This is a genomic window from Microbacterium sp. lyk4-40-TSB-66, from assembly GCF_030209475.1.
Lineage (GTDB): Bacteria > Actinomycetota > Actinomycetes > Actinomycetales > Microbacteriaceae > Microbacterium.
Map to the genome: position 1 here is coordinate 377,576 of NZ_JARVRW010000004.1, position 24,474 is coordinate 402,049.

At 70.4% G+C, this 24,474-nt stretch carries 23 protein-coding genes and 1 tRNA gene; 14 read left to right on the forward strand and 10 right to left on the reverse strand.

The genetic code is table 11. The features are described 5' to 3' along the window. The first annotated feature begins 3 nt into the window (after positions 1–3). Complete coding sequence (gene ndk / locus QRO03_RS09370; RefSeq protein WP_285137234.1) at positions 4–420, forward strand: nucleoside-diphosphate kinase; 417 nt, start codon at positions 4–6, stop codon at positions 418–420. A 366-nt stretch (positions 421–786) separates the two neighbouring features. On the opposite strand, the gene QRO03_RS09375 is transcribed toward ndk, so the two are convergent. Then, on the reverse strand, positions 787–1,383 hold the full coding sequence (locus tag QRO03_RS09375; protein WP_285137235.1) for a vitamin K epoxide reductase family protein: 597 nt from the start codon (positions 1,381–1,383) through the stop codon (positions 787–789). 330 nt (positions 1,384–1,713) lie between these two features. Here QRO03_RS09375 and QRO03_RS09380 point away from each other — a divergent pair, with 330 nt between their 5' ends. Next, a complete protein-coding gene (locus tag QRO03_RS09380; RefSeq protein WP_285137236.1) occupies positions 1,714–4,431 on the forward strand; it encodes an Rne/Rng family ribonuclease in 2,718 nt (905 codons plus the stop codon). Positions 4,432–4,670: 239 nt separating this feature from the next. Here QRO03_RS09380 and QRO03_RS09385 read toward each other — a convergent pair whose 3' ends face one another. Then, positions 4,671–4,946, reverse strand: a complete 276-nt coding sequence (locus tag QRO03_RS09385; protein ID WP_285137237.1) for a DUF4031 domain-containing protein — start codon at positions 4,944–4,946, stop codon at positions 4,671–4,673. 212 nt (positions 4,947–5,158) lie between these two features. Between QRO03_RS09385 and rplU the strand changes: the two genes are divergently transcribed. The 9 genes from rplU to rsfS all read left to right on the forward strand — a co-directional run bounded on the left by rplU (position 5,159) and on the right by rsfS (position 11,817). Next, positions 5,159–5,467, forward strand: a complete 309-nt coding sequence (rplU, locus tag QRO03_RS09390; RefSeq protein ID WP_055836929.1) for a 50S ribosomal protein L21 — start codon at positions 5,159–5,161, stop codon at positions 5,465–5,467. A gap of 18 nt (positions 5,468–5,485) precedes the next feature. Next, positions 5,486–5,746, forward strand: coding sequence for a 50S ribosomal protein L27 (rpmA, locus tag QRO03_RS09395; protein WP_055836932.1), 261 nt, complete (start codon positions 5,486–5,488; stop codon positions 5,744–5,746). 109 nt (positions 5,747–5,855) lie between these two features. After that, positions 5,856–7,400: a GTPase ObgE gene (obgE, locus tag QRO03_RS09400; protein ID WP_285137238.1), complete on the forward strand. Its 1,545-nt coding sequence runs from the start codon at positions 5,856–5,858 to the stop codon at positions 7,398–7,400. Continuing rightward, complete coding sequence (gene proB / locus QRO03_RS09405) at positions 7,397–8,233, forward strand: glutamate 5-kinase (RefSeq protein ID WP_285137239.1); 837 nt, start codon at positions 7,397–7,399, stop codon at positions 8,231–8,233. The genes obgE and proB overlap by 4 nt, the downstream gene beginning before the upstream one ends. A 4-nt stretch (positions 8,234–8,237) precedes the next feature. Next, positions 8,238–9,497: a glutamate-5-semialdehyde dehydrogenase gene (locus QRO03_RS09410; protein ID WP_285137240.1), complete on the forward strand. Its 1,260-nt coding sequence runs from the start codon at positions 8,238–8,240 to the stop codon at positions 9,495–9,497. 50 nt (positions 9,498–9,547) lie between these two features. Further along, on the forward strand, positions 9,548–9,772 hold the full coding sequence (locus QRO03_RS09415) for a hypothetical protein (RefSeq protein WP_055954353.1): 225 nt from the start codon (positions 9,548–9,550) through the stop codon (positions 9,770–9,772). Positions 9,773–9,782: 10 nt separating this feature from the next. Continuing rightward, positions 9,783–10,379, forward strand: a complete 597-nt coding sequence (gene nadD, locus QRO03_RS09420; protein ID WP_285137241.1) for a nicotinate-nucleotide adenylyltransferase — start codon at positions 9,783–9,785, stop codon at positions 10,377–10,379. Next, entirely contained in the window at positions 10,376–11,440 is a 1,065-nt protein-coding gene (locus QRO03_RS09425; protein ID WP_285137242.1) for a hypothetical protein, read from the forward strand. Before nadD ends, QRO03_RS09425 begins: the two co-directional genes overlap by 4 nt. Further along, entirely contained in the window at positions 11,437–11,817 is a 381-nt protein-coding gene (gene rsfS, locus QRO03_RS09430; protein WP_055954363.1) for a ribosome silencing factor, read from the forward strand. The genes QRO03_RS09425 and rsfS overlap by 4 nt, the downstream gene beginning before the upstream one ends. Before the next feature lie 73 nt (positions 11,818–11,890). On the opposite strand, the gene QRO03_RS09435 is transcribed toward rsfS, so the two are convergent. From QRO03_RS09435 to QRO03_RS09445, 3 genes are read right to left on the reverse strand one after another with little or no spacing between them, the layout of a single operon-like run. Beyond that, positions 11,891–12,826: a TAXI family TRAP transporter solute-binding subunit gene (locus QRO03_RS09435; protein WP_285137243.1), complete on the reverse strand. Its 936-nt coding sequence runs from the start codon at positions 12,824–12,826 to the stop codon at positions 11,891–11,893. After that, the gene (locus tag QRO03_RS09440; RefSeq protein WP_285137244.1) at positions 12,823–14,211 is read right to left on the reverse strand and encodes a sensor histidine kinase; all 1,389 of its coding nucleotides are present in this window, start codon (positions 14,209–14,211) and stop codon (positions 12,823–12,825) included. The genes QRO03_RS09435 and QRO03_RS09440 overlap by 4 nt, the downstream gene beginning before the upstream one ends. Next, on the reverse strand, positions 14,208–14,864 hold the full coding sequence (locus tag QRO03_RS09445) for a response regulator transcription factor (protein WP_285137245.1): 657 nt from the start codon (positions 14,862–14,864) through the stop codon (positions 14,208–14,210). Before QRO03_RS09445 ends, QRO03_RS09440 begins: the two co-directional genes overlap by 4 nt. 189 nt (positions 14,865–15,053) lie before the next feature. Here QRO03_RS09445 and QRO03_RS09450 point away from each other — a divergent pair, with 189 nt between their 5' ends. Then, positions 15,054–16,436: an MFS transporter gene (locus QRO03_RS09450; protein ID WP_285137246.1), complete on the forward strand. Its 1,383-nt coding sequence runs from the start codon at positions 15,054–15,056 to the stop codon at positions 16,434–16,436. A 432-nt stretch (positions 16,437–16,868) separates the two neighbouring features. Here the strand turns inward: QRO03_RS09450 and QRO03_RS09455 are convergent. The 5 genes from QRO03_RS09455 to QRO03_RS09475 form a co-directional block, all read right to left on the reverse strand. Beyond that, a tRNA-Ala gene (locus QRO03_RS09455) sits at positions 16,869–16,941 on the reverse strand. Positions 16,942–16,981: 40 nt separating this feature from the next. Beyond that, positions 16,982–17,890, reverse strand: a complete 909-nt coding sequence (locus QRO03_RS09460; RefSeq protein WP_285137247.1) for a 3-methyladenine DNA glycosylase — start codon at positions 17,888–17,890, stop codon at positions 16,982–16,984. Next, positions 17,887–18,597, reverse strand: coding sequence for an SOS response-associated peptidase (locus QRO03_RS09465; protein WP_285137248.1), 711 nt, complete (start codon positions 18,595–18,597; stop codon positions 17,887–17,889). Before QRO03_RS09465 ends, QRO03_RS09460 begins: the two co-directional genes overlap by 4 nt. A 174-nt stretch (positions 18,598–18,771) precedes the next feature. Continuing rightward, complete coding sequence (locus QRO03_RS09470; protein WP_285137249.1) at positions 18,772–19,812, reverse strand: App1 family protein phosphatidate phosphatase; 1,041 nt, start codon at positions 19,810–19,812, stop codon at positions 18,772–18,774. A 5-nt stretch (positions 19,813–19,817) separates the two neighbouring features. Beyond that, complete coding sequence (locus tag QRO03_RS09475; protein WP_285137250.1) at positions 19,818–20,498, reverse strand: DedA family protein; 681 nt, start codon at positions 20,496–20,498, stop codon at positions 19,818–19,820. A gap of 42 nt (positions 20,499–20,540) precedes the next feature. Between QRO03_RS09475 and QRO03_RS09480 the strand changes: the two genes are divergently transcribed. Both QRO03_RS09480 and leuS read left to right on the forward strand, forming a co-directional pair. Then, positions 20,541–21,779, forward strand: coding sequence for an anthranilate synthase component I family protein (locus QRO03_RS09480; RefSeq protein WP_285137251.1), 1,239 nt, complete (start codon positions 20,541–20,543; stop codon positions 21,777–21,779). A gap of 64 nt (positions 21,780–21,843) precedes the next feature. Further along, positions 21,844–24,417, forward strand: coding sequence for a leucine--tRNA ligase (leuS, locus tag QRO03_RS09485; protein WP_285137252.1), 2,574 nt, complete (start codon positions 21,844–21,846; stop codon positions 24,415–24,417). Positions 24,418–24,474: the final 57 nt, after the last annotated feature.

The following is a 24,474-nucleotide window of genomic DNA, read 5'->3' on the forward strand; positions in this document are numbered from 1 at the left end:
CCCATGGCCACCGAAGAGACCCTCGTCCTGGTCAAGCCCGATGGCGTCGCTCGCGGCCTCACCGGCTCGATCCTCGCCCGCATCGAGGCGAAGGGCTACGCGCTCGTCGACATCCGCCTCGTCGAACCCGACCGCGAGACCCTCGCCCAGCACTACGCCGAGCACGAGGGCAAGCCCTTCTACGAGCCCCTGCTGGAGTTCATGCTCTCCGGCCCCTCGGTGGCCATCCGCCTCGCGGGCAACCGCGTCATCGAGGGCTTCCGCTCCCTCGCCGGCACCACCGACCCCACCACCGCCGCCCCCGGCACGATCCGCGGCGATTTCGGCCGCGACTGGGGCCTCAAGGTGCAGCAGAACCTCGTCCACGGGTCGGACAGCGTCGAATCCGCCGAGCGCGAGCTCGCGATCTGGTTCGCCTGATCCCGGATGCCACGATGGCCGCCACTCCCGAGGGGGGTGGCGGCCATCTTTCGTCAAGGCGAGTGTCCACGAAACCCGGATGCGAACGCTCAGCGGTCCGGGTGTTGTGGACACTGGGGCGCCGTGCGCGCGACCCGCTCGACCGTGAGTGTCCACGAAACCCGGATGCGAACGCTCAGCGGTCCGGGTGTTGTGGACACTGGGGCGCCGAGCGCGCGACCCGCTCGACCGTGAGTGTCCACGAAACCCGGATGCCGAGGCGGAGCGCTCCGGGTGTCGTGGACGGCCACGGGTCTCGTCGCCGCCACGCCGGCCGCGCGGATCGCCGAGGGAGCGGCATCCGGGACCGCCCCTCGCACCGAGCGATCAGAACTGCGCGAGCACGTTCAGGCGCACCTGTGCGAGCACCGCGACGACGACGAAGGCGGCGATCGTCATCAGCGGCACCCACACCATCAACCGATCCGCGACCTCGCGAACGCGCGCGCCCGGGATGACCCCTTCGCGCAGCACGTGCAGCGTGACCACGAAGAACGACGGGATCACGACCGACCACGTCACCATGCACCACGGGCACAGCGTCGCGAGCACGAACAGGCTCTGCGCGATGAGCCAGATGACGAAGGTCAGCGCGAGGGCGAAGCCGAGCCAGAACAGCGCCCAGAACCACCGCGCGAACCGGGCGCCGGCCAGCAGGGCGACGCCGACCACGATGGGGGCGATCCAGGCGGCGAGACCGATGATCGGGTTCGGGAAACCGAAGACCGCGCCCTGCGACGACTGCAGGTTGGCCGAGCACTGCACGAGCACACTGATGTCGCAGGATGCCGCCGCCCCCGGGTTCTCCAGCTGGTGGAAGCGCTCCATCGTCAGCGAGAAGGCCGCCCACCAGCCGACGGCGCCGGCGAAGATCAGCCAGATCGCGACGACGACCGGGCGTCGGGGGGTGACGGTTTCGCTCATACGGCAATCCTGCCACCGTGACTTTTCCGAGCGCTGAGGACGTGGCATCCATCCCTCCGTGCTGCCGCCCGGGGGCACGGGTGGTGTTCCGCGGACGGCGTACCGACGTGTCCGCTGGCTCTGGCCCCGGTCCGTGCGATAATGAAGGCCGATGTGACCGCGGCCGCGCCGCAGGAACATCACCCAGAAGACTTCGGGCGACGACCGCCCTTCGCAGCACGAGCCGCAGGCCTGCTGCAGACCGAATGAGTTCGTGGCCCCGCCGGGTGCGGCGCTGCATGAGATTTCGTCGGGCGACGCGCGGTGTCGCCCGCCAGGGAGAACCCCGACATGGCCGATGTGACAGACGATCAGACCCCCACCGACGAGAGCGCGACCGACACGCCGCAGACCGACGCTGCGGTCACCGAGGGTGAGGGTTCGGCCGAGGCCGACTCCACCGAGGCCGGCATTTCGACCGCCGACGAAGACGAGGCGGCGGTCCAGGATGCCGAGAACGCCGTCGCCGACGACACCGGCGCCCCCGCGGTGCTCGAGGCCGACGACGCGCCGGCCGCCGGCTCGGTGGAGGGCGACTCCGCTCAGAACGACGTCGCTCAGGCCGAGGACGCGGCCACCGTGTCGGTGACCGAGACCCCGGCGGACGACGCTGCGGCGAACGAGACCGCCGAGGAGGCGTCCGAGGAGGGCGCGTCCGCGGCATCCCCCGCCGAGGAGCCCGCCGCGGCGGCGATCGAGACCCCGGTCGACACCGCGGCCACGGCCGAGACGGCGACGCCCACGACGGGCGAGAGCGAAGCGAACGAGCCCGAAGCCGCCCCCGAGGCTCCCGCCGCGACGGAGCCCCCGGCAGCACCCGAGCCCGAAGCCCCCGCTGAGCCCGAACGCCCCACCGCGGTCTCGCTCGGCCTGCTGCCCGAGAACTTCGTGTCGGCCGTATCGACGGCGCTGCACTTCTACGCCCCCGCGCTGCCGCCGCTCGCGCTGCGCGACGACTTCGACGATCGTGACGACCGCGACGACGAGGGCCCCACCGAGCGGGTGTCCGCCAACGCCCGTCGCCGCAACCGGCGCCGTGGCGGAACCGAGCCCGCCCCCGTCGAGCAGAACGATCCGCCGGCAGCCCCCGTGCGCCAGCGCGCCGTCGAGGTCATCACCGAACCGCAGCGCATCAAGGGCTCGACGCGCCTCGAGGCGAAGAAGCAGCGTCGTCGCGACGGTCGCGAGGCCGGGCGGCGTCGCCCCGTCGTGACCGAGGCCGAGTTCCTCGCCCGCCGTGAGGCCGTCGACCGCGTCATGGTCGTCCGCTCGAAGGCCGGTCGCATCCAGATCGCCGTGTTGGAAGACAACGTGCTCGTGGAGCACTACGTCGCCCGCAACCAGGACGCCTCCCTGATCGGCAACGTCTACCTCGGCCGCGTCCAGAACGTGCTGCCCAGCATGGAGGCCGCGTTCGTCGACATCGGTCGTGGACGCAATGCCGTGCTGTACTCCGGCGAGGTCGACTGGGAGGGCGTCGAGACCAACAACCAGCCCCGCCGCATCGAGCTCGCCCTCAAGTCGGGCGACCGTGTTCTCGTGCAGGTGACGAAAGACCCCGTGGGTCACAAGGGCGCTCGCCTGACCAGCCAGATCTCGCTGCCGGGTCGCTACCTCGTGTACGTGCCGAACGGCACGATGAACGGCATCTCGCGCAAGCTCCCCGACACCGAGCGCGCGCGCCTGAAGAAGATCCTCAAAGAGGTGCTCCCCGAGTCATCGGGCGTGATCGTGCGTACGGCCGCCGAGGGCGCCACGGAAGAGCAGCTGACCCTCGACGTGCAGCGCCTCACCTCGCAGTGGGAGCACGTGTCGAGCCAGCTCAAGACCATCCAGGCTCCCGCCCTGCTGCACTCCGAGCCCGACCTGCTCGTCAAGATCGTGCGCGACGTCTTCAACGAGGACTTCACCCGCATGCTCATCCAGGGCGAGGAGGCGCTGCAGACCATTTCGAGCTACCTCCAGGGCGTCGCCCCCGATCTGCTGGAGCGCGTCGAGAAGTACGAGGGCGAACAGGACCCGTTCGACGCGTTCCGCGTGACCGAGCAGATCGAGAAGGCCCTCGACCGCAAGGTCTGGCTGCCCTCCGGCGGCTCGCTCGTCATCGACCGCACCGAGGCGATGACCGTCGTCGACGTCAACACCGGCAAGTTCGTGGGCTCGGGCGGCAACCTCGAAGAGACCGTCACGAAGAACAACCTCGAGGCGGCCGAAGAGATCGTCCGCCAGTTGCGCCTGCGCGACATCGGCGGCATCATCGTGGTCGACTTCATCGACATGGTGCTCGAGTCCAACCGCGACCTCGTGCTGCGCCGACTCATCGAGTGCCTCAGCCGGGACCGCACGAAGCACCAGGTCGCCGAGGTCACCTCGCTCGGCCTCGTGCAGATGACGCGCAAGAAGCTCGGCCTCGGCCTGCTCGAGACTTTCAGCGAGGCGTGCGAGGTCTGCGCCGGCCGCGGCGTCGTCGTGCACCACGACCCCGTCGTGAAGCACCGTCCGTCGGGCACCCCGAACGGCAACGGCAACACGAACGGCGGTTCCTCCAACCGTCGCGGACGCGGGGGCAACGGCGGTTCGTCGAACACCGCGGCCTCCTCCGCGACGAACACCGGCCACAGCACCGGCAACGGTGCCGCGGCGGCGGCGAACGGCGGCACGCACGTCATCACCGAGGGCGTGAAGTCGGCGCTCGCGCAGATCGCGGCATCCACCGTCAAGCCCACCGTCGACGACCCGGCCGTCGTCGAGGCGGCGGTCGTGGCATCCGTCGAGGCCGTCCTCGAGGCGAAGGCGGAAGCCGAGGCGCCGGCACCCGCGCGCGAGAAGCGCCCGCGCAAGAAGCGCGAGCCCAAGGCGCCGCGCACCGAGAAGGACGCCCTGCTGGAGTCGGTGCTCGAAGCTCTTCCCGAGCCCAAGGCACCGGGTCAGGGCCGCTCGCGCCGTCGGGTGACCACGGCCGCCCTCACCGGCACCCCGGTCAACGCGCAGCCCGCGACGGAGTCCTGAACACGAGATCCTCCGTGAGGGGGCTCCCCGTCGCTGAGCAACGCTCGCGCGACGGGGAGCCTCACTCCACACGCCTTTCCGGGGTGGAGCGGTCGCTCAAGTGCTGTCGGGACCGCCCGGGATGCCGTGGCACGGGCTCTCGCATAAACGCCATCGGTGCGCGGAAACACGCTGTCGGGGTGTTTATGCGCACGAATCGTGTTTATGCGTTCTCGGCCGCCACCTCGACGGCACCGCACTCAGGAGCCGGCGTGTCGCTCGCGAGCGGTGATGCGCAGGCCCGAGGCCCGCAGGCGCCGCACGAGTTCCTTGCCGCCGATGTGTTCGGCACCGGCCGCGACCAGGTCGGCGTGGCGCTCCTCGGGCACGTCGTAGTGGTCGAGGTCGAAGGCGCGGCGGGGGATGCCGGCGGCCGCGGCGAAGGCGTGCAGCTCCTCGAGGTCGCTGTCGCTCACGAGGTGCGCCCACAGGCGTCCGTGCGCGGGCCACTGCGGGTCGTCGATGAGGATCGCCATTCCGCGATCCTACGGTCGACACGCGGGTCGAATGCTTTTGCCGGATGCCGCCCGGTGAGCTAAACTCGACCCTTGGTGCGTCGCGTCCGCTCTACGTGAGCGTGACCCCGCTGACTTTCGTCGGCCGGATCGCACTGAGACTTGGGTCATCAGACCCTCCCAACGTCATCAGACAACCGGAGCCCCGCGCTCCCGAACGAAACAGGTGTGAAGTGGTTTACGCAGTTGTGCGCGCCGGCGGCCGCCAGGAGAAGGTCCAGGTCGGCACGGTCGTCGTGCTCGACCGCCAGAAGGCGAAGATCGGCGAGAGCATCCAGCTGCCCGCCGTCCTGTTCGTCGACGGCGACGCGGTCACGACCGACGCCGACAAGCTCGCGAAGGTCTCGGTCACGGCCGAGGTGCTCGGCGAGGAGCGCGGTCCGAAGATCGTGATCCAGAAGTTCAAGAACAAGACCGGCTACAAGAAGCGCCAGGGCCACCGCCAGGACCTCACGCGCGTCAAGATCACCGGCATCAAGTAAGAGCCAGGAGACGCAGAGATGGCACACAAAAAGGGCGCAAGCTCCACCCGTAACGGTCGTGACTCCAACGCACAGCGCCTCGGCGTGAAGCGCTTCGGCGGTCAGGTCGTCCTCGCCGGCGAGATCATCGTCCGCCAGCGCGGCACGCACTTCCACCCCGGCGCCAACGTCGGCCGTGGTGGCGACGACACGCTGTTCGCTCTGGCTCCCGGTGCGGTCCAGTTCGGCGCCAAGGGCGGCCGCAAGGTCGTCAACATCGTCACCGCCGCAGCGGAGTAATTCCCGCGCTTCGGCGCTCGAGGGGGTGGGCGAAGCCCACCCCCTCGTTTCATTTTCCCGAACCGGCTGCCGCGCGTCTGGTTTGCTCGATCACCCGGAAGGACCCGCCATGGTCACCTTCGTCGACCGCGTCACCCTGCACCTGCGTGCGGGCAAGGGCGGCAATGGCTGCGTCTCCGTGCGCCGCGAGAAGTTCAAGCCGCTCGCCGGTCCCGACGGCGGCAACGGTGGCGGTGGCGGCGACGTCGTGCTCATCGCCGACCCGCAGGTCACGACCCTGCTGTCGTACCACCACTCGCCGCACCGTTCGGCGGGCAACGGCGGTTTCGGGATGGGTGACCACCGCTCCGGCGCGGAGGGTGAAGACCAGGAGCTCCCTGTTCCGCTCGGCACGGTCGTGAAAGACCCCGACGGTACGGTGCTCGTCGACATGCTCACCCCCGGCATGCGCTTCGTCGTCGCGCCGGGCGGCCTCGGTGGTCTCGGCAACGCCTCGCTGTCGTCTCCGAAGCGCAAGGCGCCCGGTTTCGCCCTGCTGGGTACCCCCGGCTGGGAGGGCGACGTCGTCCTCGAGCTGAAGACCGTCGCCGACATCGCGCTCGTCGGCTTCCCCTCCGCCGGCAAGTCGAGCCTCATCGCCGCCGTGTCCGCAGCGCGTCCCAAGATCGCCGACTACCCGTTCACGACCCTTCACCCCAATCTCGGTGTCGTGCAGTCCGGCGATGTGCGCTTCACGATCGCCGACGTGCCCGGACTCATCGAGGGCGCGAGCGAGGGCAAGGGCCTGGGCCTGGAGTTCCTGCGCCACGTCGAACGCTGCACCGCGCTGGTGCACGTGCTCGACTGCGCCACGCTCGACCCGGGCCGCGACCCGCTGAGCGATCTCGACATCATCCTCGCCGAGCTCGGTGCCTACCCCGTGCCCGAGGGTCAGACGCCGCTGCTCGAGCGTCCGCAGATCGTCGCCCTGAACAAGATCGATGTGCCCGAGGCGCGGGAGCTCGCCGATTTCGTGCGCCCCGACCTCGAAGCCCGCGGTTTCCGCGTGTTCGAGATCTCGACGGTGAGCCGCGCGGGGCTGCGCGAACTCACGTTCGCGCTGGCCGACGTGGTCGAGCAGCACCGCCTGGCCACGATCGACGACGCGCCCGTCGAGCGCATCGTCATCCGCCCGCAGGGGTCGCGCAAGGACTTCGAGGTCAAGGTCGAGGGCGGCACCTACGGTCCCGTCTACCGCATCCTCGGCGACAAACCGGTCAAGTGGGTGCAGCAGACCGACTTCCAGAACGAGGAGGCCGTCGGCTACCTCGCCGACCGTCTTGCCCGCCTCGGTGTCGAAGAGGGTCTCTTCCGCGCCGGAGCGGTCGCCGGCGCCACCGTCGTCATCGGTCCCGGCGACGGCATCGTCTTCGACTGGGAGCCCACTCTCACCTCCGCCGCCGAGTTGATGACCGCCCCGCGCGGTACCGACCCGCGCCTCGTGCAGAACCCCCGTCGAACGTCGTCGGAACGCCGCGAGCGGTACCACGAGCGCATGGATGCCAAGGCCGAGGCCCGCGCCGAGCTCGAGACCGAACGCCGCGCGGCGCGTGCCGCCGGCATCAGCCCCGACGGCGACTCGACGGTGATCGACGACGAGGACGACGACCGGTGACGGCCGAGTCCCGCGCCGACATCCCCGGAGCCGCCCGGGTCGTGGTGAAGGTGGGGTCGTCGTCGATTAGCGGCGACGGCGCGCACCGTATCGACACGATCGTGGAGGCCCTCGCCGGCGCCCATCGCTCCGGCACCGAGGTGGTGCTGGTGTCGTCGGGCGCCATCGCCACCGCGCTTCCGCTGCTCGACCTCGGCGGGCGTCCCAACGACCTGGCAACCCAGCAGGCCGCGGCCGCCGTCGGGCAGAACGTGCTCATGTGGCGCTACCAGACCTCGCTCGATCGCTTCGGGTTGCTCGCGGGTCAGGTGCTGCTCACCGCCGGTGACCTCGAGAACGCCACGCACCGCTCCAACGCCCGTCGGGCCATGGAGCGACTGCTCGGACTCGGCATCCTCCCGATCGTCAACGAGAACGACACCGTGGCCACCCACGAGATCCGTTTCGGTGACAACGACCGTCTCGCAGCCCTCGTCGCCCAGCTCATCGGCGCCGACGCCCTCGTGCTGCTGAGCGACATCGAGACGCTCTTCACCCGGCCGCCGAGCGAGCCGGGCGCACGCCCCATCACCGACGTGGAATGGGGACACGACCTGTCGGAGTTCGAGTTCGGCGCCGGCGTCGTCAACGGCGTGGGGACCGGGGGAGCGGCCACGAAGGCCTCGGCTGCCAAGCTCGCCTCGACCGCCGGAGTCGGCGTCCTCGTCACGAGCGCGGACCTGGTGGCATCCGCCCTCGCCGGTGAGTCGGTCGGCACGTGGTTCGCGCCCAATCCCGATCCCGTCACCCTGGCGACGGGGCCCGTGGGCGCCGTGAGCGCGCCGGTACACTGAGCGCATGACCGTCATCGCCGCCTCCGTCGACGAGCGCCTGCGTCTCGCCAAAGACGCGGCGCGCGAGATCGCCCTCCTCGACTCCGCTCGCAAGAGCGCGCTGCTCGACGCCGTGGCGGACGCCCTCGTGACCGCGACCGACGAGATCGTCGCCGCCAACGCCGACGACCTCGAGCGGGGGCGGACGGATGCCATCGGCGAGGCGCTCCTCGACCGTCTGCGCCTCGACACCGCGCGGGTGGCGGCCCTGGCCGCCGCTGTGCGCGACGTCGCCGACCTGCCCGACCCGGTCGGACGCGTGCTCGACGAGCGCACCCTGCCCAACGGCATCCGGCTGCAGAAGGTCGCGGTGCCGTTCGGCGTCGTCGGCTCCATCTACGAGGCCCGCCCCAACGTGACGGTCGACATCGCCTCGCTGGCCCTTCGCTCCGGCAACGCCGTCGTCCTGCGCGGCGGGTCCGCCGCGCAGAGCACGAACGCCGTCCTCGTGTCGATCATGCGCGATGCCCTGCAGTCCCAGGGCGTGTCGCCCGAAGCCGTGCAGAGCGTCGACGACTTCGGTCGCGAGGGGGCGCGCGCCCTCATGAACGCCCGCGGTCTCGTCGACGTGCTGGTTCCGCGGGGGAGCGCCGGGCTGATCGAGACCGTCGTCACCGAGTCCACGGTGCCGGTGATCGAGACGGGGGCCGGAGTGGTCCACGTCTACCTCGACGCCACCGCCCGCGACGATTGGGCGCGCGACATCGTGCTCAACGCCAAGACGCAGCGCCCGAGCGTCTGCAACGCCGTCGAGACCGTGCTCGTGCACCGCGGCGCGGCCGACCGCCTGCTGCCGGAGCTGCTGGCATCCCTGTCCGACGCCGGTGTCACCGTGCACGGAGACGACGAGACCCGGGCGCACGACGGGCGTGTCGTCGCGGCGACCGACGACGACTGGGCGCGCGAGTACGGCACCCTCGATCTGGCCGTCCGTGTCGTCGACGACCTCGACGACGCCCTCGCCCACATCCGTCGCTACTCGACGCACCACACCGAGTCGATCATCACCGACGACCAGGCCGCCGCCGACCGTTTCCTCGCCGAGGTCGACTCGGCCGTGGTCCTGGTCAACGCCTCGACGCGCTTCACCGACGGGGGCGAGTTCGGCTTCGGCGCCGAGGTCGGCATATCGACCCAGAAACTGCACGCCCGCGGACCCATGGGCCTCGCCGAGCTGACGAGCACCAAGTGGCTCGGGCGCGGCGGCGGCCAGGTCCGCGCCTGACCGCCTAAAATGGCTTTGCGCGCCGCGCAGACCACTCGAACGGAGTACTGATGACTTTCGCCACGCTTCTCGCCCACGCCGCCGAAGAAGGCGGACACCACGGCGGCAACGTGCAGGCCGAGACCTTCTGGGTCGGCGCCGTGGCATTCGTGGTCTTCGTGCTGCTGAGCCTGGTCACGCTGTCGTACCGCAACGTGTCGAACCGTCACGCGCACAAGGCCGAGGCCTACGCGCAGAAGCACGGCGCGCCTGTCCCCGAGGCGCACGGCCACTGAGGCCCACCGTATGTCGGTGACGCGCGCCCCTCGCATCGGGGTCATGGGTGGGACGTTCGATCCCATCCATCACGGTCACCTGGTCGCGGCGTCCGAGGTCGCGCAGTCGTTCGATCTCGATGAGGTCGTCTTCGTGCCCACGGGTCGCCCGTGGCAGAAGGACGACGTCACCGAGAGCGAGCACCGCTACCTCATGACGGTGATCGCGACGGCATCCAATCCGCAGTTCACCGTCAGCCGCGTAGACGTCGATCGGGCCGGCCCGACCTACACGATCGACACGCTGCGCGATCTGCACGAACAGCGTCCGGGCGCCGAGCTGTTCTTCATCACCGGTGCCGACGCGGTCGAGCAGATCCTCAGCTGGCGCAATCACCAACAGCTGTGGGACCTGGCGCACTTCGTCGCCGTCTCGCGTCCCGGCCACGTGTTGAGCACCGAGGGACTCCCTTCCGAGAACGTGAGCCAATTGGAGATCCCCGCCCTGTCGATCTCGTCCACAGACTGCCGCGCCCGTGTGCGCCGAGGACACCCTGTGTGGTACCTCGTGCCCGACGGCGTCGTGCAGTACATCGCGAAGCACCATCTCTACCGGAGTAAGGCATGAGCACTCCCGACACCCCCGAGACGCCCGCCCTGACCCGCCGTCAGTTGCGAGAGCTGCGTCAGACCGGCGCGACGCCGATCATCACGTCGAACGGCGACGCTGCGACCCCGGATGCCGCGACCCCGGCCGCCGAGTCCCCGGCCGCCGAGTCCCCGGCATCCGAGTCCCCGTCTTCGAACACCGCGGCTCCGGCCCCCGAGCCCGAGACCTCGGATGCCGTGGCTCCGGCCGCCGAGGCCGAGGCGCACGCCGTCATCGAGGCCGTGCCGACCGCTGACGAACGCTCGTCGGCCGACGCCGCACGCCCGGTCGAGCCGGCGCCCGCCGCGGTCTTGGACTCGTACACCGAGGCCGGCGCCGACCACGGCGTGTCCGGCCTCACCCGCCGACAAGCGCGCGAGCAGGAGAAGATCCGCACGGCATCCGTGCCCGTGATCAGCCCCGACCTCGAGACGTCGGCGCCCGTCGTCGCGCCGACGCCCGAAGACACCCCGCAGCCGGCCATCTTCCGCCCCGCGGCGGCCGAGGCCCCCGCCCCCGCGGCTGCTCCCGCGCCGTCGGTGGTCAACCCCGCCCTCGGTTCGGAACTGCTCGACGGCGCGTCGCCCGACGTGTCGCTGCCGTCGTCTTTCGATCAGCTCCTCTCGCGCACCACCGGCGCGACCGGAACCGTCTCGACCCCGAACTCGCTGATCCTCTCGCAGACGCCGACGGGCGCGCCGCTCGTCGGCCCGGTGAGCGCGACCGGCGAGATCATGATCACGGGCACGTTCGACCTGCCCGAGGGCCTCGGCTCGGTCGGGCACGCCCCCGGCACCACCGATGGCCGCGATGCCGACGCCGTCCTCCTCGACGGCGAGCTCCCGGCCGCCTCGTCACCCACCCCGATCGCGGCCAGCGCCGCGATCAGCACCGTCAAGCAGCCCGGGGAGATCATCCGTCCCCCGGCACCCGAGAAGGGGAGCAAGCTCCTCGTGGGTCTCATCATCACGACGGGTGCTCTCTTCCTGGCGGTGGTCGGAACCCTCGGCCTCGCCTTCACGACAGGAGTCTTCCGATGACCGCCACCACCAACGGCAAAGAGATGGCGCAGATCGCCGCTCTCGCCGCCGACGCGAAGGGCGGCGACGACCTCGTCGCCCTCGACGTGTCGGAGCCCCTTCCCCTCGTCGACGTCTTCCTCCTCGTCACCGGTCGCAACGAGCGCAACGTCGCCGCGATCGCCGACGAGATCGAGGAGAAGCTGCTCGAGGCGGGCCACAAGCGCCTCCGCCGCGAGGGCCGTCAGGAGTCCCGCTGGGTGCTCCTCGACTTCGGCGACCTCGTCGTGCACGTCTTCCACGAGGAGGAGCGCGTGTACTACGGCCTGGAGCGCCTGTGGAAGGACTGCCCCGTGGTCCCGCTCGAGATCCCCACGCCGGCGCACGCCGCGGAGTGACCACCATCCGACGACGCCCTCTGCCCCACGGCAGGGGGCGTTCCTCGTGTCCGGAGCCTCGTGGCCGTGCCGGTCAGCCGTACCGTTCGCGGTACCGCCGCTCGGCGGCGGGGTGCAACGGCACGGGAAGTGTGTCGATGAGGCTCGCCGGCGTCAGGTACTGGATGCCGAGGGAACCGGGCGGTACGAGACGCGCGGCGTCGTCGATGAGCACGTCGACCAGTCGGCGCGCCAGGTCGTCGTCGAGATCGGGGTGGGCGAGGAGCAGGTTGGCCACGCCGATCGTCGGAATCGGCGTATCGGCGCCGTAGACACCCGCGGGGATCGTCGTGGCCACGTATGCGTCGGGGTAGCGTCGCAGCAGCTCGGGCAGGACGGGTGTCGTGTCGAGCACGCGGATCGGCGTCCGACCGGCCAGGGCGGCGATCTGAGGCGTCGGAACGCCGCCCGACCAGAAGAGCGCGTCGATCAGACCCTGCTCGAGGTCGTCCACCGCGTCGCGGAACGGCCGCTCGACCGTGACGGGGGGCGTCGACGCCGACGTCAGGCCGCCGGCGTCCAGGAGCCGGCGGGCGGTGGCGGCCGCCCCCGATCCCGCCGCTCCCAGAGAGACGACGCGCCCCGACAGGTCGGCGAGAGAGGTCAGGCCGTCGCCGGCGCGCACGATGCACTGCAGGTAGTTCTGGTACACCCTCCCGATGGCGACGAGATCGTCGCTCGGGGTGGCCGCTGCCGCGGAGTCCGCGAGAGAGAGCGCGAGGTCGACGCTCCCCGCGTCGAGCAGTGCGAGGTTGTCGACACTGCCCTCGGTCGCGAGCGCCGTGATCTCGACGCCGCCGGTCTCCCGCGCGACGGCGCTCAACAGTTCGCCGAACTGCAGGTAGCTCCCTCCCGGCTCGCCGCACCCGAGGGTCAGGGCGCGGGGCGGGGCGGGGGAGCACCCGGCCAGACCGACCGCTCCGGCGGCGATGCCCGCCCACAGGAACCCGCGTCGGGTGAGCTGCGTCACGATCGCCCCCAGACCAAGCGAGCCGCGAGTCCCCCGGCCGCGGAGCGATCGAGGACGAGCCGCCCGCCGGCGGCCCGCATCAGCTGGGCGACGATCGCGAGTCCGAGGCCCGTCCCGGTCTGCGTGGCGTCGCGACCGGCGCGCCAGAACCGCGTGCCCATCCGTACGAGGTCGTCGTCGGCGAGCCGTTTCCCGGAGTCCTCGACCACGAGCCGGATGCCATCGGCATCCTGTGCAAGGCTCACGCGCACCTCGGCCGAGGGACCGGCGTACTTGGCCGCGTTGTCGAGCAGCACGTCGACCATCTCGTCGAGGTCGGCCCGCCCGCAGGGGACCGTGACCGGCGGGCCGGGGGCGGTGGTCAGCCTGAGCCCGGCCGCCTCCAGGCGGTCGCGGTGACGCTCGGCGACCTCGGCCGCCGTGACCGTGCACTCCCGCGCGGCGCCGTCGTCGCGGGCAGGATCGCGCCCCTGCGACTGGGCCGAGGCGCGGTGCTCCGCGTTGGCGAGGGTGAGCATGCGCTCCACCGTGTACTCGAGCCGATCGAGGTCGTCGTCGACGGCCGCGAGGTCGGTGGCCGCCTCGCCCTCCCGCGGCAGACCGTCCACCCGTAGCCGGATCGCGGCGAGGGGCGTCCGCAACTGATGCGACGCGTCGGCGACGAAGCCGCGCTGCTGCTCGAGACTGCTCTCGACCTCGGCGGTCATCTCCCCGAATGCGCGGCTGAGGCGCCGCAGCTCGGGTGGGCCGGAGGGTCGCAACGGCGAGGGGTCGCGATGGGCGGTGACATCGGCCACGGCGGCGTCGAGGGCGCGAACGGGACGCAGGATCCACCGGGTCCACAGCAGCGACGCACCCATCAAGGCGCTGAGCAGCAGCACGCCGACCACGACGATCACGGCCCAGGCGCGCGCCACGTCCGTCTGCGCGTCGCGCAGGTCGACGGCCAGCACGACGACGCCGGTCGACAGGTCGCCGGCGGCGATCACCGGCACGGCCACGACGGCGGTGTCCGGACCCCAGGGCGTGACGCGGGGGAGCACGAGCTGGGGGAGGGCCCGGGATGCCGCGGTCACGAGCTCGTCGACACGCTCGTCGCGCGACAGGTCGCCGGCGGAGGCGACGGCATCCCCGCTCTCGTCGAGGACGAGCACCGATTCTCCATAGACGGCGTGGAAGCGCTGGAGGTAGGTCTGGAGGCCTTCGGCATCGCCCTGCACGAGCGCGGTGCGGGCGCGCTGGACCACCTGGTCGAGGGCGGCCGTGCGCTGCAGGGCGAGCTGCTGCGTGCGCGAATCGGCGAGGGACTGGGCCACGGGGATGAGCACGGCGACGACCGCGATCAACCCGAATACGAGCAGCGGCAGCAGGACGCGCAGCTTCATCCGGCATCCTCGAGGCGATAACCGACACCGCGCACCGTCGTGATCGTCAGTTCGGGGAGCTTCTGACGCACCTGCCCCAGGTGCACGTCGAACGAGCGCGACGATGTCGCGTACGCGTCGCCCCACACCTCGTCGAGCACCTGCTGGCGGCTGACGATCTGTCCCGCGCGTCGGGCGAGGGCGAACAGGATGCCGAACTCGTTCGGCGTGAGCGCCACCTCGCGCCCGTCGGCGGTGACGCGCCGCGCGTCGACGTCGATGCCGATGGATCCGACCTGCACGCGCGTGGGCTCCTCGGGAGGGCTGTAGCGGCGGGTGACGGCGATCAGGCGCGCGAGCAGCTCGTGCAGGCGCACCGGCTTGACCAGGTAGTCGTCGGCGCCGAGCGACAGTGCCCGCACCGTCGACCGCTCGTCGCCACGGGCGGTGACCACGATGACCGGAATCTGACTCACCGCGCGCAGCTGGCGGAGGGCATCGAGGCCGTCCATGTCCTCCAGGCCGAGGTCGAGCAGCACGACCTGCGCGTCGCGGTGGCGCAGCAGCACGTCGCTCCCACGGCTGACGCGCGTGCTCGCGTGGCCGGCGCGCTGCAACGCCGAGACGAGCGCTGCGGCGACGGAGCCGTCGTCCTCGGCCACGAGTACGTGCATGCCTTCATCGTAGGCATGCCCCTCCACGGCGAACGGCGGCGGGCCGTGGGCGAATGTAAGGCGGATGTAAGGATCCGCGCGGAGGGCCGCTCCTTCTCGACAGGATGTCGGAATACGCCTCGTCGTCGTCGCCGGGAGAGTCCGAGGGCACACGAGACGAGAACCGTCCATCGACCGATCGGATCTCTCATGTCAACGACGACACCACCGGCCACCACGACCACGATCCCCACGAGCCTCCGGCGCTCGATCTCGAACACCCTGAAGGGCTCGGCGGGCAACCTCGTCGAGTGGTACGACGTCTACGTCTACTCGGTGTTCGCGGTGTACTTCGAGTCGCAGTTCTTCAGCTCCGACGACAAGAACTCGACGATCTACGTGTGGGCGATCTTCGCCGTCACCTTCCTCATGCGTCCCATCGGTTCGTGGTTCTTCGGCCGTTTCGCCGATCGTCACGGTCGACGGCTGTCGTTGACCGTGTCGGTCTCGCTGATGGCGTTCTGCTCCCTGATCATCGCCTTCGCCCCCACCGCGGAGATGATCGGCGTCGGCGCCGTCGTCATCCTGGTCTTCGCCCGTCTCGTGCAGGGTTTCGCCACCGGTGGCGAGTACGGCACGAGCGCGACGTACATGTCGGAGGCGGCCATGCCCGGCCGGCGCGGCTTCCTCTCGTCGTTCCACTACGTCACCCTCGTCGGTGGTCACGTGCTGGCGCAGACGACCCTGCTCGTCATGGTCCTCACCCTCGACGAGGAAGCGATCACGTCGTGGGGCTGGCGTGTCGCCTTCGCCATCGGCGGCGTCGCCGCGGTCGCGGTCTTCTGGATGCGGCGCACGATGGACGAGTCGCTGGAGAAGAGCGTCATCGACGACACCAAGTCGGGCCGATCGAAGGACTCGGGCTCGATGCGCGACCTGCTCGTGAACAACTGGCGTCCGCTGCTGCTCTGCTTCGCCGTCACCGCGGGCGGTACGGTCGCGTTCTACACGTATTCGGTCACCGGCCCCAACATCGTCAAGACCGCCTTCTCGGGCGGCGACGTGGTGACCGGCACCGTGATCAACCTCATCGCCCTCACCGCTCTGATGCTCATGCAGCCCCTCGGCGGGTGGCTGAGCGACAAGGTCGGTCGGAAGTCCCTCCTGGTCTTCTTCGGCGTCGGCGGCGTGCTGTACACGTGGTTCCTCATCACGATGCTCCCGCAGCAGACGAACGAGTTCGCGGCCTTCGCGATCCTGTTCGGCGGCTTCGTCATCCTCACCGGATACACCTCGATCAACGCGCTGGTGAAGGCCCAGCTCTTCCCCACCCACGTGCGTGCACTGGGCGTCGGCCTCGGATACGCCCTCGCCAACTCGCTGTTCGGCGGGACGGCTCCCCTGCTGTATGCGGGAGCGCAGAGCACGGAGCAGGTGCCGCTGTTCATCGTCTACGTGACGGTCATCATCGCGGCCTCGCTCGCCGTGTACATCTTCGCCCTGCGCAACAAGGCGCCGAACTGGCTCGACGACGAGGTCCTCATGCGCGAGGCGCAGACGGCCCGGACCCGCGTGCCGGTGTCGACGCGCTGATCCCTCTCTCCGGACGCCCCCGCCGCACGGTGGGGGCGTCCGTTGCGGGCGGGGGGATGCCGTTTCGTTCTGGTGAGGATGCGAGGGTCGCTGAGGTTACGCAGTGGGCTCGGGTTGCCGTGGTTGTCGGCGCGTCGCGCAATCTCGGCGATCCGCGCAGAGTCGGCGGCATCCAGAGTCGTTCGGCTCAGGATGTGAGGATCGCTGAGATTACGCAGTGGGCTCGGGATGCCGTGGTGGTCGCCGCGGCGCGCAATCTCGGCGATCCGCGCACAGTCGGCGGCATCCGGGGTCGTTCGGGTGAGGATGTGCGGATTGCTGAGGTTACGCGGTGGTCTCGGGATGCCGGTGAGCCCCGCCGACGCGACCCGGGCGTGCGCCATCGGACCAAACGACGAAAGCCCCCGCCGAAGCGGAGGCTTTCTCTGTGTGTGGACCTGAGGGGACTCGAACCCCTGACCCCCTGCATGCCATGCAGGTGCGCTACCAGCTGCGCCACAGGCCCTTGTTTTGTTTTCCGCCCCGTTCGAGGCAACTCCATGAGCTTACAACACAGTTCGTGACGGCAGGAAATCGGCGCGACCGGGCGTGTCGTCTCCGCCCGTGACGGCGGCGATCACGGCACGTCGGAGTCGCTGTCCGCGCTCGCTCAGCGCCCGTTGGCGGGTGACGTATTCGGCCTTGCCCTCGGCCGTTTCGATCGGCACCGCCGGGTAGCCCCAGTCGCGGAGATCGTAGGGGGAGGCCTCCATATCGAGGGTGCGGATGTCGCGTGCGAGCTCGAACGCGTCGAGCAGCACCGGCCCCGGAACGAGCGGGCCGAGCTTCACCGCCCACTTGTAGACGTCCATGCCGGCGTGGAGGCATCCCGGCTGTTCGCGTTCGACCTGGTCGTCGCGCGTCAGGGGCGTGCGGTTGCGCGGCACGGCGTCCGGGGTGAAGAACCGGAACGCGTCGAAGTGCGTGCACTTGAGGTCGTGCGCGTCGACGACGGCGTCGGTGCCGTCGCGGCCGAGGCGCAGGGGAACCTCGTGCCGCACGTCGTCGGCGCGGTACGCCATCGCCCACTCGTGCAGTCCGAAGCAGCCGAACTGCGCGGGTCGCTCCGCCGTGGCGCGCAGCAGGGTCACGACGCCGCGGAACAGCGACCCGCGCTCGTCGCGGAAGCGCTCGGCGTCCACGCGGACCCCGGCGCCCTCGGGGCGGTACCAGCGCCAGCCGGCGCGTTCCGGCGCATCGTCGAGCACGACGTCGGGGCCGGGATGCCAACGGCGCAGGATCGCGGGCTTGTACGAGTAGTAGGTGAAGAGGAAGTCCTCCACCGGGTGCTTCTCCGCACGACTCGCGCGGGCGCGGTGCGCGGCGGTGAGGGAGTCGGCGCGTTCGGCATGAGCGTCCGCCAGGGCGGTCCATTCGGTGCGCGTCAACGCCCGCGTCTGGAGGATCGTGGTCACTCGACGGCGTCGATCAGGTCGGGGGAGTCGTTGCGGACGTTGCCCACGGCAGCCGAAACGACGTGGTCGTCGAGCGTCTCGGCCACGTCGGGCGCGGCGTCTATCGCGGCATCCAGTACGTCGCCGACGTTCTCGGTGGTCGGATCGAGCCAGGCGTCGGCGAAGTCGGGGTCCATGAACAGCGGCATGCGGTCGTGGATCGAGCCCAGGCGCCCGATCGCGTCACGCGTGAGGATCGTGCAGCTCAGCACCCACCGTGCGGGGTCGTCGTCGGCTCGTGCGGGGTCTTTCCACCACTCGTACAGACCGGCGAAGAACAGCGGCGAGCCATCGGCGGGGTGGATGTAGTGCGGGGTCTTGCCCGTGTCGGTGGTCTTCCACTCGTAGTACCCGGATGCCGGGATGACGGCGCGACGCTTGATCAGGGCGTTGCGGAACATGGGCTTGTCTTCGACCTCTTCGCTGCGCGCGTTGAACGCCCGCGCGCCGATCTTGACGTCTTTCGACCACCCCGGGATCAGCCCCCAGCGCGCGACCTCGAGACGCCGCACGGGCGGCTCGCTCTTCGACGAGTCGAGCACGATGCCGACCTTCGAGGTCGGCGCGATGTTGTACGACGGCGGCGGGAGCTCGTCGGCCTCGATGTCGACGCGGAGCACTCCGACGAGCTCGGATGCCACATTTGCCACGACGAATCGACCGCACATGTCTCCACCGTACGCGCACCCTCCGACATCGACTCACGCCTTGGCGCGCGCCGCCGTCGCGGCCTCCGGAACCGTCGACGCAACCTCAGCGATCCGCGCAAGCTCAGCCCGAGACGCTCGGATGCCGCTGACTTCGCGCCGATCACCGGCCTCGCGCCCGCCGCCGGAATCCACTCAGCCGTCGTGCGAGATGACCCCGACGTCTTCGAGCCGGGACAGCAGGGCCGCGCCGTCCGACCCGGTGACCCAGGGGACCTCGGCCGCGGAGTGATCGTCGACGACCGTCCGGCCACCCGCGAGCACGGCCTCGGCCGGCAGCAGACGGCGGATCGCGACCGCCGCGACGCTCTCGGGGTGCTCGATCGCGAAACCGGTGTAGATCGCATCGTCGTGCTGCCCGTCGTCGCCGACGAGCAGCCACTTCACGTGCGGGAACTCGCTCGCGACGCGGCGGAGGTTGAGCTCCTTGTGGTCGCGGCCGCTGCGGAACCACCGATCGTGCGTCGGGCCCCAGTCGGTGAGGAGGAACGAACCCGCGGGGAACAGGTGCCGGCGCATGAAACGGGTCAGCGTCGGAGCGACGTTCCACGCGCCGGTGGAGAGGTAGATGACGGGGGTGCCGGGGTGCTCTCGCGTCAGCCGCTCGAGCATCACCGCCATACCCGGCACGGGTTGGCGCGCGTGCTCGTCGACGACGAAGGAGTTCCAGGCGGCCAGGAGGGGCCGGGGGAGGAGCGTCACCATGACGGTGTCGTCGATGTCGCTCACCACACCGAAGCGCACGTCGGAGCCCACGATGAACACGCGGGTCTCGGCCGGCTCGCTGCCCTCGACCGACATGGTGATCGACTGCCAGCCGGGTGCCAGCCGCGCGGGCAGCTTCGCGTCGATGACCCCGCCGCGATCGGCCGACACACGGTGGGTCACGCCGTCGATGACCACGTCGACCTTCGCCATGCCGACCGGCACGGCGGCGAAGCTGCGCCAGCCGCGGAGGCTCGCGAACTCCCCGGTGGAGGTGCGCTTGAGCGGCGGGGCGATCAGCACGCGACCGAGGACGCGTACCCACTCCTCGGTCCCGTAGCCCGGGAACCCCGTGACGGCGGGCCGGAGGTCGCGGGAGCGGGCCCGGCGCTCACGCCACCGGTGGAAGCGGCGCTCGAGTCGGGCGAACCAGAGCACCTTGGCGCGGGTGGAGCGAGGAGAACGAGGCATCGACCTCAGTCTTTCACGTCACCGTCCGCGCGACCGAGGGTGGGGACGTCATCGGCCAGATGACGTCGTTCGGCGCGCTCGATGAGCTTCTTGCCGACGAAGACCAGCACGAGGAAGACGACGAGGATGCCGACGAAGATGTATCCGGCGTAGTGCAGCTGATCCGCGAGCTCGCGGTAGGTTCCGGCCGCGGTCGCCGCGACGGAGATGTAGAGCCCGGCCCAGATGATGCAGGCGGGGGTCGTCCATGCGAGGAACCGCCGATAGCTGTAGCCGCTCATGCCGACGGTCAGCGGAACGAGCGAGTGCAGCACGGGGAGGAACCGCGACAGGAAGATCGCCAGCCCCCCGCGGCGGCTGAGGTAGCGGTCGGCGCGCTGCCAGTTGCGTTCACCCAGCTTCTGACCGAGGCGCGACGCGCGGATGCGCGGGCCGAAGTACCGGCCGAGCCAGAATCCGAGGCTCTCACCCAGCAGGGCGCCCACCACGACCGCCGCGGCCAGCAGGACACCCTCGAGCGGCGAGCCGACGGCCGTACCCGCGACGATCACCATCGTGTCGCCGGGGACGATCAGGCCGACCAGCACACTCGTCTCGAGCATGACCGCGAGACCGGCGATGACCGTGCGCAGCACGGGGTCGACGTTCTGGACGACGTCGAGCAGCCACGTGAGGATCTCGTTCACCTCCGTCAGCTTACGGCCGCCGCTCCCGCCTAGCCTGGGAGCGTGCCGCACTCCGCCCCCTCGTTCACCCCCGTCGAGTGGGTCGATCCCGAGGCGGCGTTCCTGCACCTTTTCGCCGACGCTCGCGACGCGTTCTGGCTCGACGCCGGGACGGGCGCGGCGACCGGGTGGAGCTGGATGGGGGCGGGCCGCCTCGACCCGTGCTCCCGACCGGCGAACCGGGATGCCGCGGCGTCCGGCCCCGCACCGGGCGAGCCGGGGCCGTTCCGCGGCGGCTGGGTGGGGTGGCGGACGTACGAGGGGGAGTCCGCGTGGCTGCGCGTCGATGCCCTGCTCGCGTTCGACCACGCGACCCGCCGGGTCTACGCCGTCGGCGATCCCCTCCTCGCCGCCCGTGTCGCGGAGGCGCCGACGCCCGAGGAGGTCGACCCCGCGCGGCGCCGGGGCACGGCATCCGCCCGTGTCGGCCCCGACCGCTACGCCGAACTCATCGAGGCGTGCCGCGACCGCATCCGCGACGGCGACGCGTATCAGCTGTGCCTCACGACGCGTTTCTCGGTGCCCGGCGCCGTCGACGCCCTCCCGGTCTTCCGACGGCTGCGTCGTGCCTCGCCCGCTCATCACGCCGGCTTCGTGCGCATCGGCGAGGTCACCCTGGTCAGTGCGTCGCCCGAGCGCTTCCTCGAGGTGCGCGGCGGCACCGTCCACACGCATCCCATCAAGGGCACCCGGCCGCGGTCCGACGACCCGGCCCGTGACGAGGCTCTCGCGGAAGACCTGCGGACGGATGCCAAGGAGCGCGCCGAGAACGTCATGATCGTCGATCTCATGCGCAACGACCTCTCGCGGGTCTGCGAGCCGTCGACGGTCGGCGTGGAACGTCTGCTCGAGGTCGAGACCTACCCCCACGTGCACCAGCTCGTGAGCGAGGTGTCGGGCAGGCTCCTTCCCGGGACCACCGTCGGCGATCTGCTCGACGCGACGTTCCCCGCGGGCAGCATGACCGGGGCGCCGAAGGAGTCGGCTATGCAGATCCTCGCCGGTCTCGAGCGGGCCCCGCGCGGTCTGTACGCGGGCGCGTTCGGATGGATCGGAGACGACGGCGCGGCGGACCTCGCCATGGTCATCCGCAGCGTCGTCGTGCTCCCGGATGCCGCTCACGTCGGCGCGGGCGGAGGGATCACCTGGCGCTCGGTCGCGGCATCCGAGGTCGCCGAAGTGGGCATCAAGGCGCGCGCCCCTCTCGCCGCTCTCGGGGCCGAGGTGCCGCCGGGGTGGTGACCCCGGGTCCGATAACCTGGACGCTGGCCTTCGGGCCTCCCCGACTCACACGATTGGCTCTCCCGTGTCTCAGAACTCCGCACCCGACGCCCGCGACGGTGGCTTCGACACCCACGCCATCCAGGCGAAGTGGCAGCAGGCGTGGGCCGACAAAGACCCGTTCCGCGCCGGCGGCGACGACGACACGCGCCCCCGCAAGTACGTGCTCGCGATGTTCCCCTACCCCTCGGGGGACCTGCACATGGGGCACGCCGAGAACTACCTCTACTCCGACATCGTCGCGCGCTTCTGGCGCCACCGCGGGTACAACGTGCTCAACCCCATCGGCTGGGACTCGTTCGGCCTACCCGCCGAGAACGCCGCCATCAAGCGCGGCGCCGACCCCGTCGAGTGGACCTACGCCAACATCGCCCAGCAGAAGGCGAGCCTGAAGGACTACGGCGTCTCGTTCGACTGGAGCCGGGTGCTGCACACCAGCGACCCCGAGTACTACCGCTGGAACCAGTGGCTGTTCCAGAAGCTCTACGACAAGGGGTTGGCGTACCGCAAGGACGCACTGGTCAACTGGGACCCGGTGGATCAGACCGTGCTCGCCAACGAGCAGGTGCTGCCCGACGGCACGTCGGAGCGCAGCGGCGCCGTGGTGGTCAAGAAGAAGCTGACGCAGTGGTTCCTGCGCATCACCGACTACGCCGACCGCCTGCTCGACGACCTCAACCAGCTCGAGGGCTTCTGGCCGTCGAAGGTCATCCAGATGCAGCGCAACTGGATCGGCCGCTCGGTGGGCGCCGACATCACGTTCGAGATCGAGGGTCGCGCCGAGAAGATCACGGTCTTCTCCACCCGTCCCGACACCCTGCACGGAGCGACGTTCTTCGTCGTCGCGCCCGAGTCCGACCTGGCGGCCGAGCTGGCGGCATCCGCGGATCAGGGTGTGAGAGAGACGTTCGAGGCGTACCTCGCCCAGGTGCAGCGCGCCACCGACATCGAGCGCCAGGCGACCGACCGCCCCAAGACCGGTGTGTTCCTCGGCCACTACGCGATCAACCCGATCAACGGCGAGAAGCTGCCCATCTGGGCCGCCGACTACGTGCTCGCTGATTACGGCCACGGCGCGGTCATGGCCGTGCCCGCCCACGACCAGCGCGACCTCGACTTCGCGCGCGCGTTCGACCTGCCCGTCAAGGTGGTCGTCGACACCAACGCGCCGATCACGGGCGCGATCCCGGTGATCGAGCTCGACGACGACGGCGTGCCGATCGACCCCCTGGGCGACATCGACGACCTCGATCCCGCCAAGACCGGCATCGCGCTGACCGGTGACGGTCGCATGATGAACTCCGGCTCGCTGAACGGCATGTCCAAGCGCAACGCGATCGCCCGCATGATCGAGGAGCTCGAGACGAAGGGCGTCGGTCGCGCCGCGAAGACCTATCGCCTGCGCGACTGGCTCATCTCGCGCCAGCGCTACTGGGGCACGCCCATCCCGATGCTGCACGGTGAGGACGGCTCGATCACCCCCGTCCCCGCCGATCAGCTGCCGGTGGTGCTGCCCTCGGTGGAGGGCCTCGACCTGAAGCCGAAGGGCACCTCGCCCCTGGGGGCGGCGACGGAGTGGGTGCAGGTCACCGACCCCGAGACGGGTCGGACGCTGCTGCGCGACCCCGACACGATGGACACGTTCGTCGACAGCTCCTGGTACTACCTGCGCTTCCTCTCGCCGAACAGCGACACCGAGGCGTTCTCGGGCCGCGAGGCGTCGAAGTGGGGTCCGGTCGACTTCTACATCGGCGGTGTCGAGCACGCGATCCTGCACCTGCTGTACGCGCGCTTCATCACCAAGGCACTGTTCGACATGGGCCTGGTGGAGTTCACCGAGCCGTTCTCGAGCCTCATCAACCAGGGCATGGTCATCCTCGACGGCGCCAAGATGTCGAAGAGCAAGGGCAACCTGGTGCTGTTCCAGGAGGAGCTCGACGCCCACGGCGCCGATGCCCTGCGCGTGGCACTCGCCTTCGCCGGCCCGGTGGAAGACGACAAGGACTGGAACGACGTCTCGACGACGGGGGCGGCGAAGTTCCTCGCCCGCGCCCTGCGCATCGCGCACGACGTCGACAGCGAAACCGACGTGGTCTGGGCCGAGGGCGACAAGTCGCTTCGTCGCGTGACGCACCGCCTGTTGGCCGAGGCCCCGAACCTCATCGAGCAGACGAAGTTCAACGTCGTCGTCGCCCGACTGATGGAGCTCGTCAACGTCACCCGCAAGGCCATCGACGGTACCGCCGGCGCGAGCGATCCCGCCGTGCGCGAGGCTGCCGAGGTCATCGCGATGACCCTCGATCTGTTCGCCCCGCACACCGCCGAGGAGATGTGGCAGACGCTCGGCTACACCGGCTTCGTGGGTCTCGCGACCTGGCGCCAGGCCGACCCGACGCTCCTCGTGGAAGACAACGTCGTCGCCGTCGTGCAGATCGACGGCAAGGTGCGCGCGACCCTCGAGGTCTCGGCCAAGATCGGCGGCGACCAGCTCGAGGCGCTCGCCCGCGGCGACGAGCGCGTACGCCGCGCCCTCGGCGACCGCGAAATCGTGCGGGCGGTCGTGCGTCCGCCCAAGGTGGTCAGCTTCTCGACGAAGTAGGTTGTCGATTCCGGATGCCACGTCCCGGCGAGCCACAGGCCGCGGGGGCGTGGCATC

What these genes read in the sequence shown, in the direction of transcription:
- ndk (WP_285137234.1), top strand. Translation starts at nt 4, where the DNA reads ATGGCCACCGAAGAGACCCTCGTCCTGGTCAAGCCCGATGGCGTCGCT.
- QRO03_RS09375 (WP_285137235.1), bottom strand. Translation starts at nt 1,383, where the DNA reads ATGAGCGAAACCGTCACCCCCCGACGCCCGGTCGTCGTCGCGATCTGG.
- QRO03_RS09380 (WP_285137236.1), top strand. Translation starts at nt 1,714, where the DNA reads ATGGCCGATGTGACAGACGATCAGACCCCCACCGACGAGAGCGCGACC.
- QRO03_RS09385 (WP_285137237.1), bottom strand. Translation starts at nt 4,946, where the DNA reads ATGGCGATCCTCATCGACGACCCGCAGTGGCCCGCGCACGGACGCCTG.
- rpmA (WP_055836932.1), top strand. Translation starts at nt 5,486, where the DNA reads ATGGCACACAAAAAGGGCGCAAGCTCCACCCGTAACGGTCGTGACTCC.
- obgE (WP_285137238.1), top strand. Translation starts at nt 5,856, where the DNA reads ATGGTCACCTTCGTCGACCGCGTCACCCTGCACCTGCGTGCGGGCAAG.
- QRO03_RS09410 (WP_285137240.1), top strand. Translation starts at nt 8,238, where the DNA reads ATGACCGTCATCGCCGCCTCCGTCGACGAGCGCCTGCGTCTCGCCAAA.
- QRO03_RS09415 (WP_055954353.1), top strand. Translation starts at nt 9,548, where the DNA reads ATGACTTTCGCCACGCTTCTCGCCCACGCCGCCGAAGAAGGCGGACAC.
- nadD (WP_285137241.1), top strand. Translation starts at nt 9,783, where the DNA reads ATGTCGGTGACGCGCGCCCCTCGCATCGGGGTCATGGGTGGGACGTTC.
- QRO03_RS09425 (WP_285137242.1), top strand. Translation starts at nt 10,376, where the DNA reads ATGAGCACTCCCGACACCCCCGAGACGCCCGCCCTGACCCGCCGTCAG.
- rsfS (WP_055954363.1), top strand. Translation starts at nt 11,437, where the DNA reads ATGACCGCCACCACCAACGGCAAAGAGATGGCGCAGATCGCCGCTCTC.
- QRO03_RS09440 (WP_285137244.1), bottom strand. Translation starts at nt 14,211, where the DNA reads ATGAAGCTGCGCGTCCTGCTGCCGCTGCTCGTATTCGGGTTGATCGCG.
- QRO03_RS09445 (WP_285137245.1), bottom strand. Translation starts at nt 14,864, where the DNA reads ATGCACGTACTCGTGGCCGAGGACGACGGCTCCGTCGCCGCAGCGCTC.
- QRO03_RS09450 (WP_285137246.1), top strand. Translation starts at nt 15,054, where the DNA reads ATGTCAACGACGACACCACCGGCCACCACGACCACGATCCCCACGAGC.
- QRO03_RS09465 (WP_285137248.1), bottom strand. Translation starts at nt 18,597, where the DNA reads ATGTGCGGTCGATTCGTCGTGGCAAATGTGGCATCCGAGCTCGTCGGA.
- QRO03_RS09470 (WP_285137249.1), bottom strand. Translation starts at nt 19,812, where the DNA reads ATGCCTCGTTCTCCTCGCTCCACCCGCGCCAAGGTGCTCTGGTTCGCC.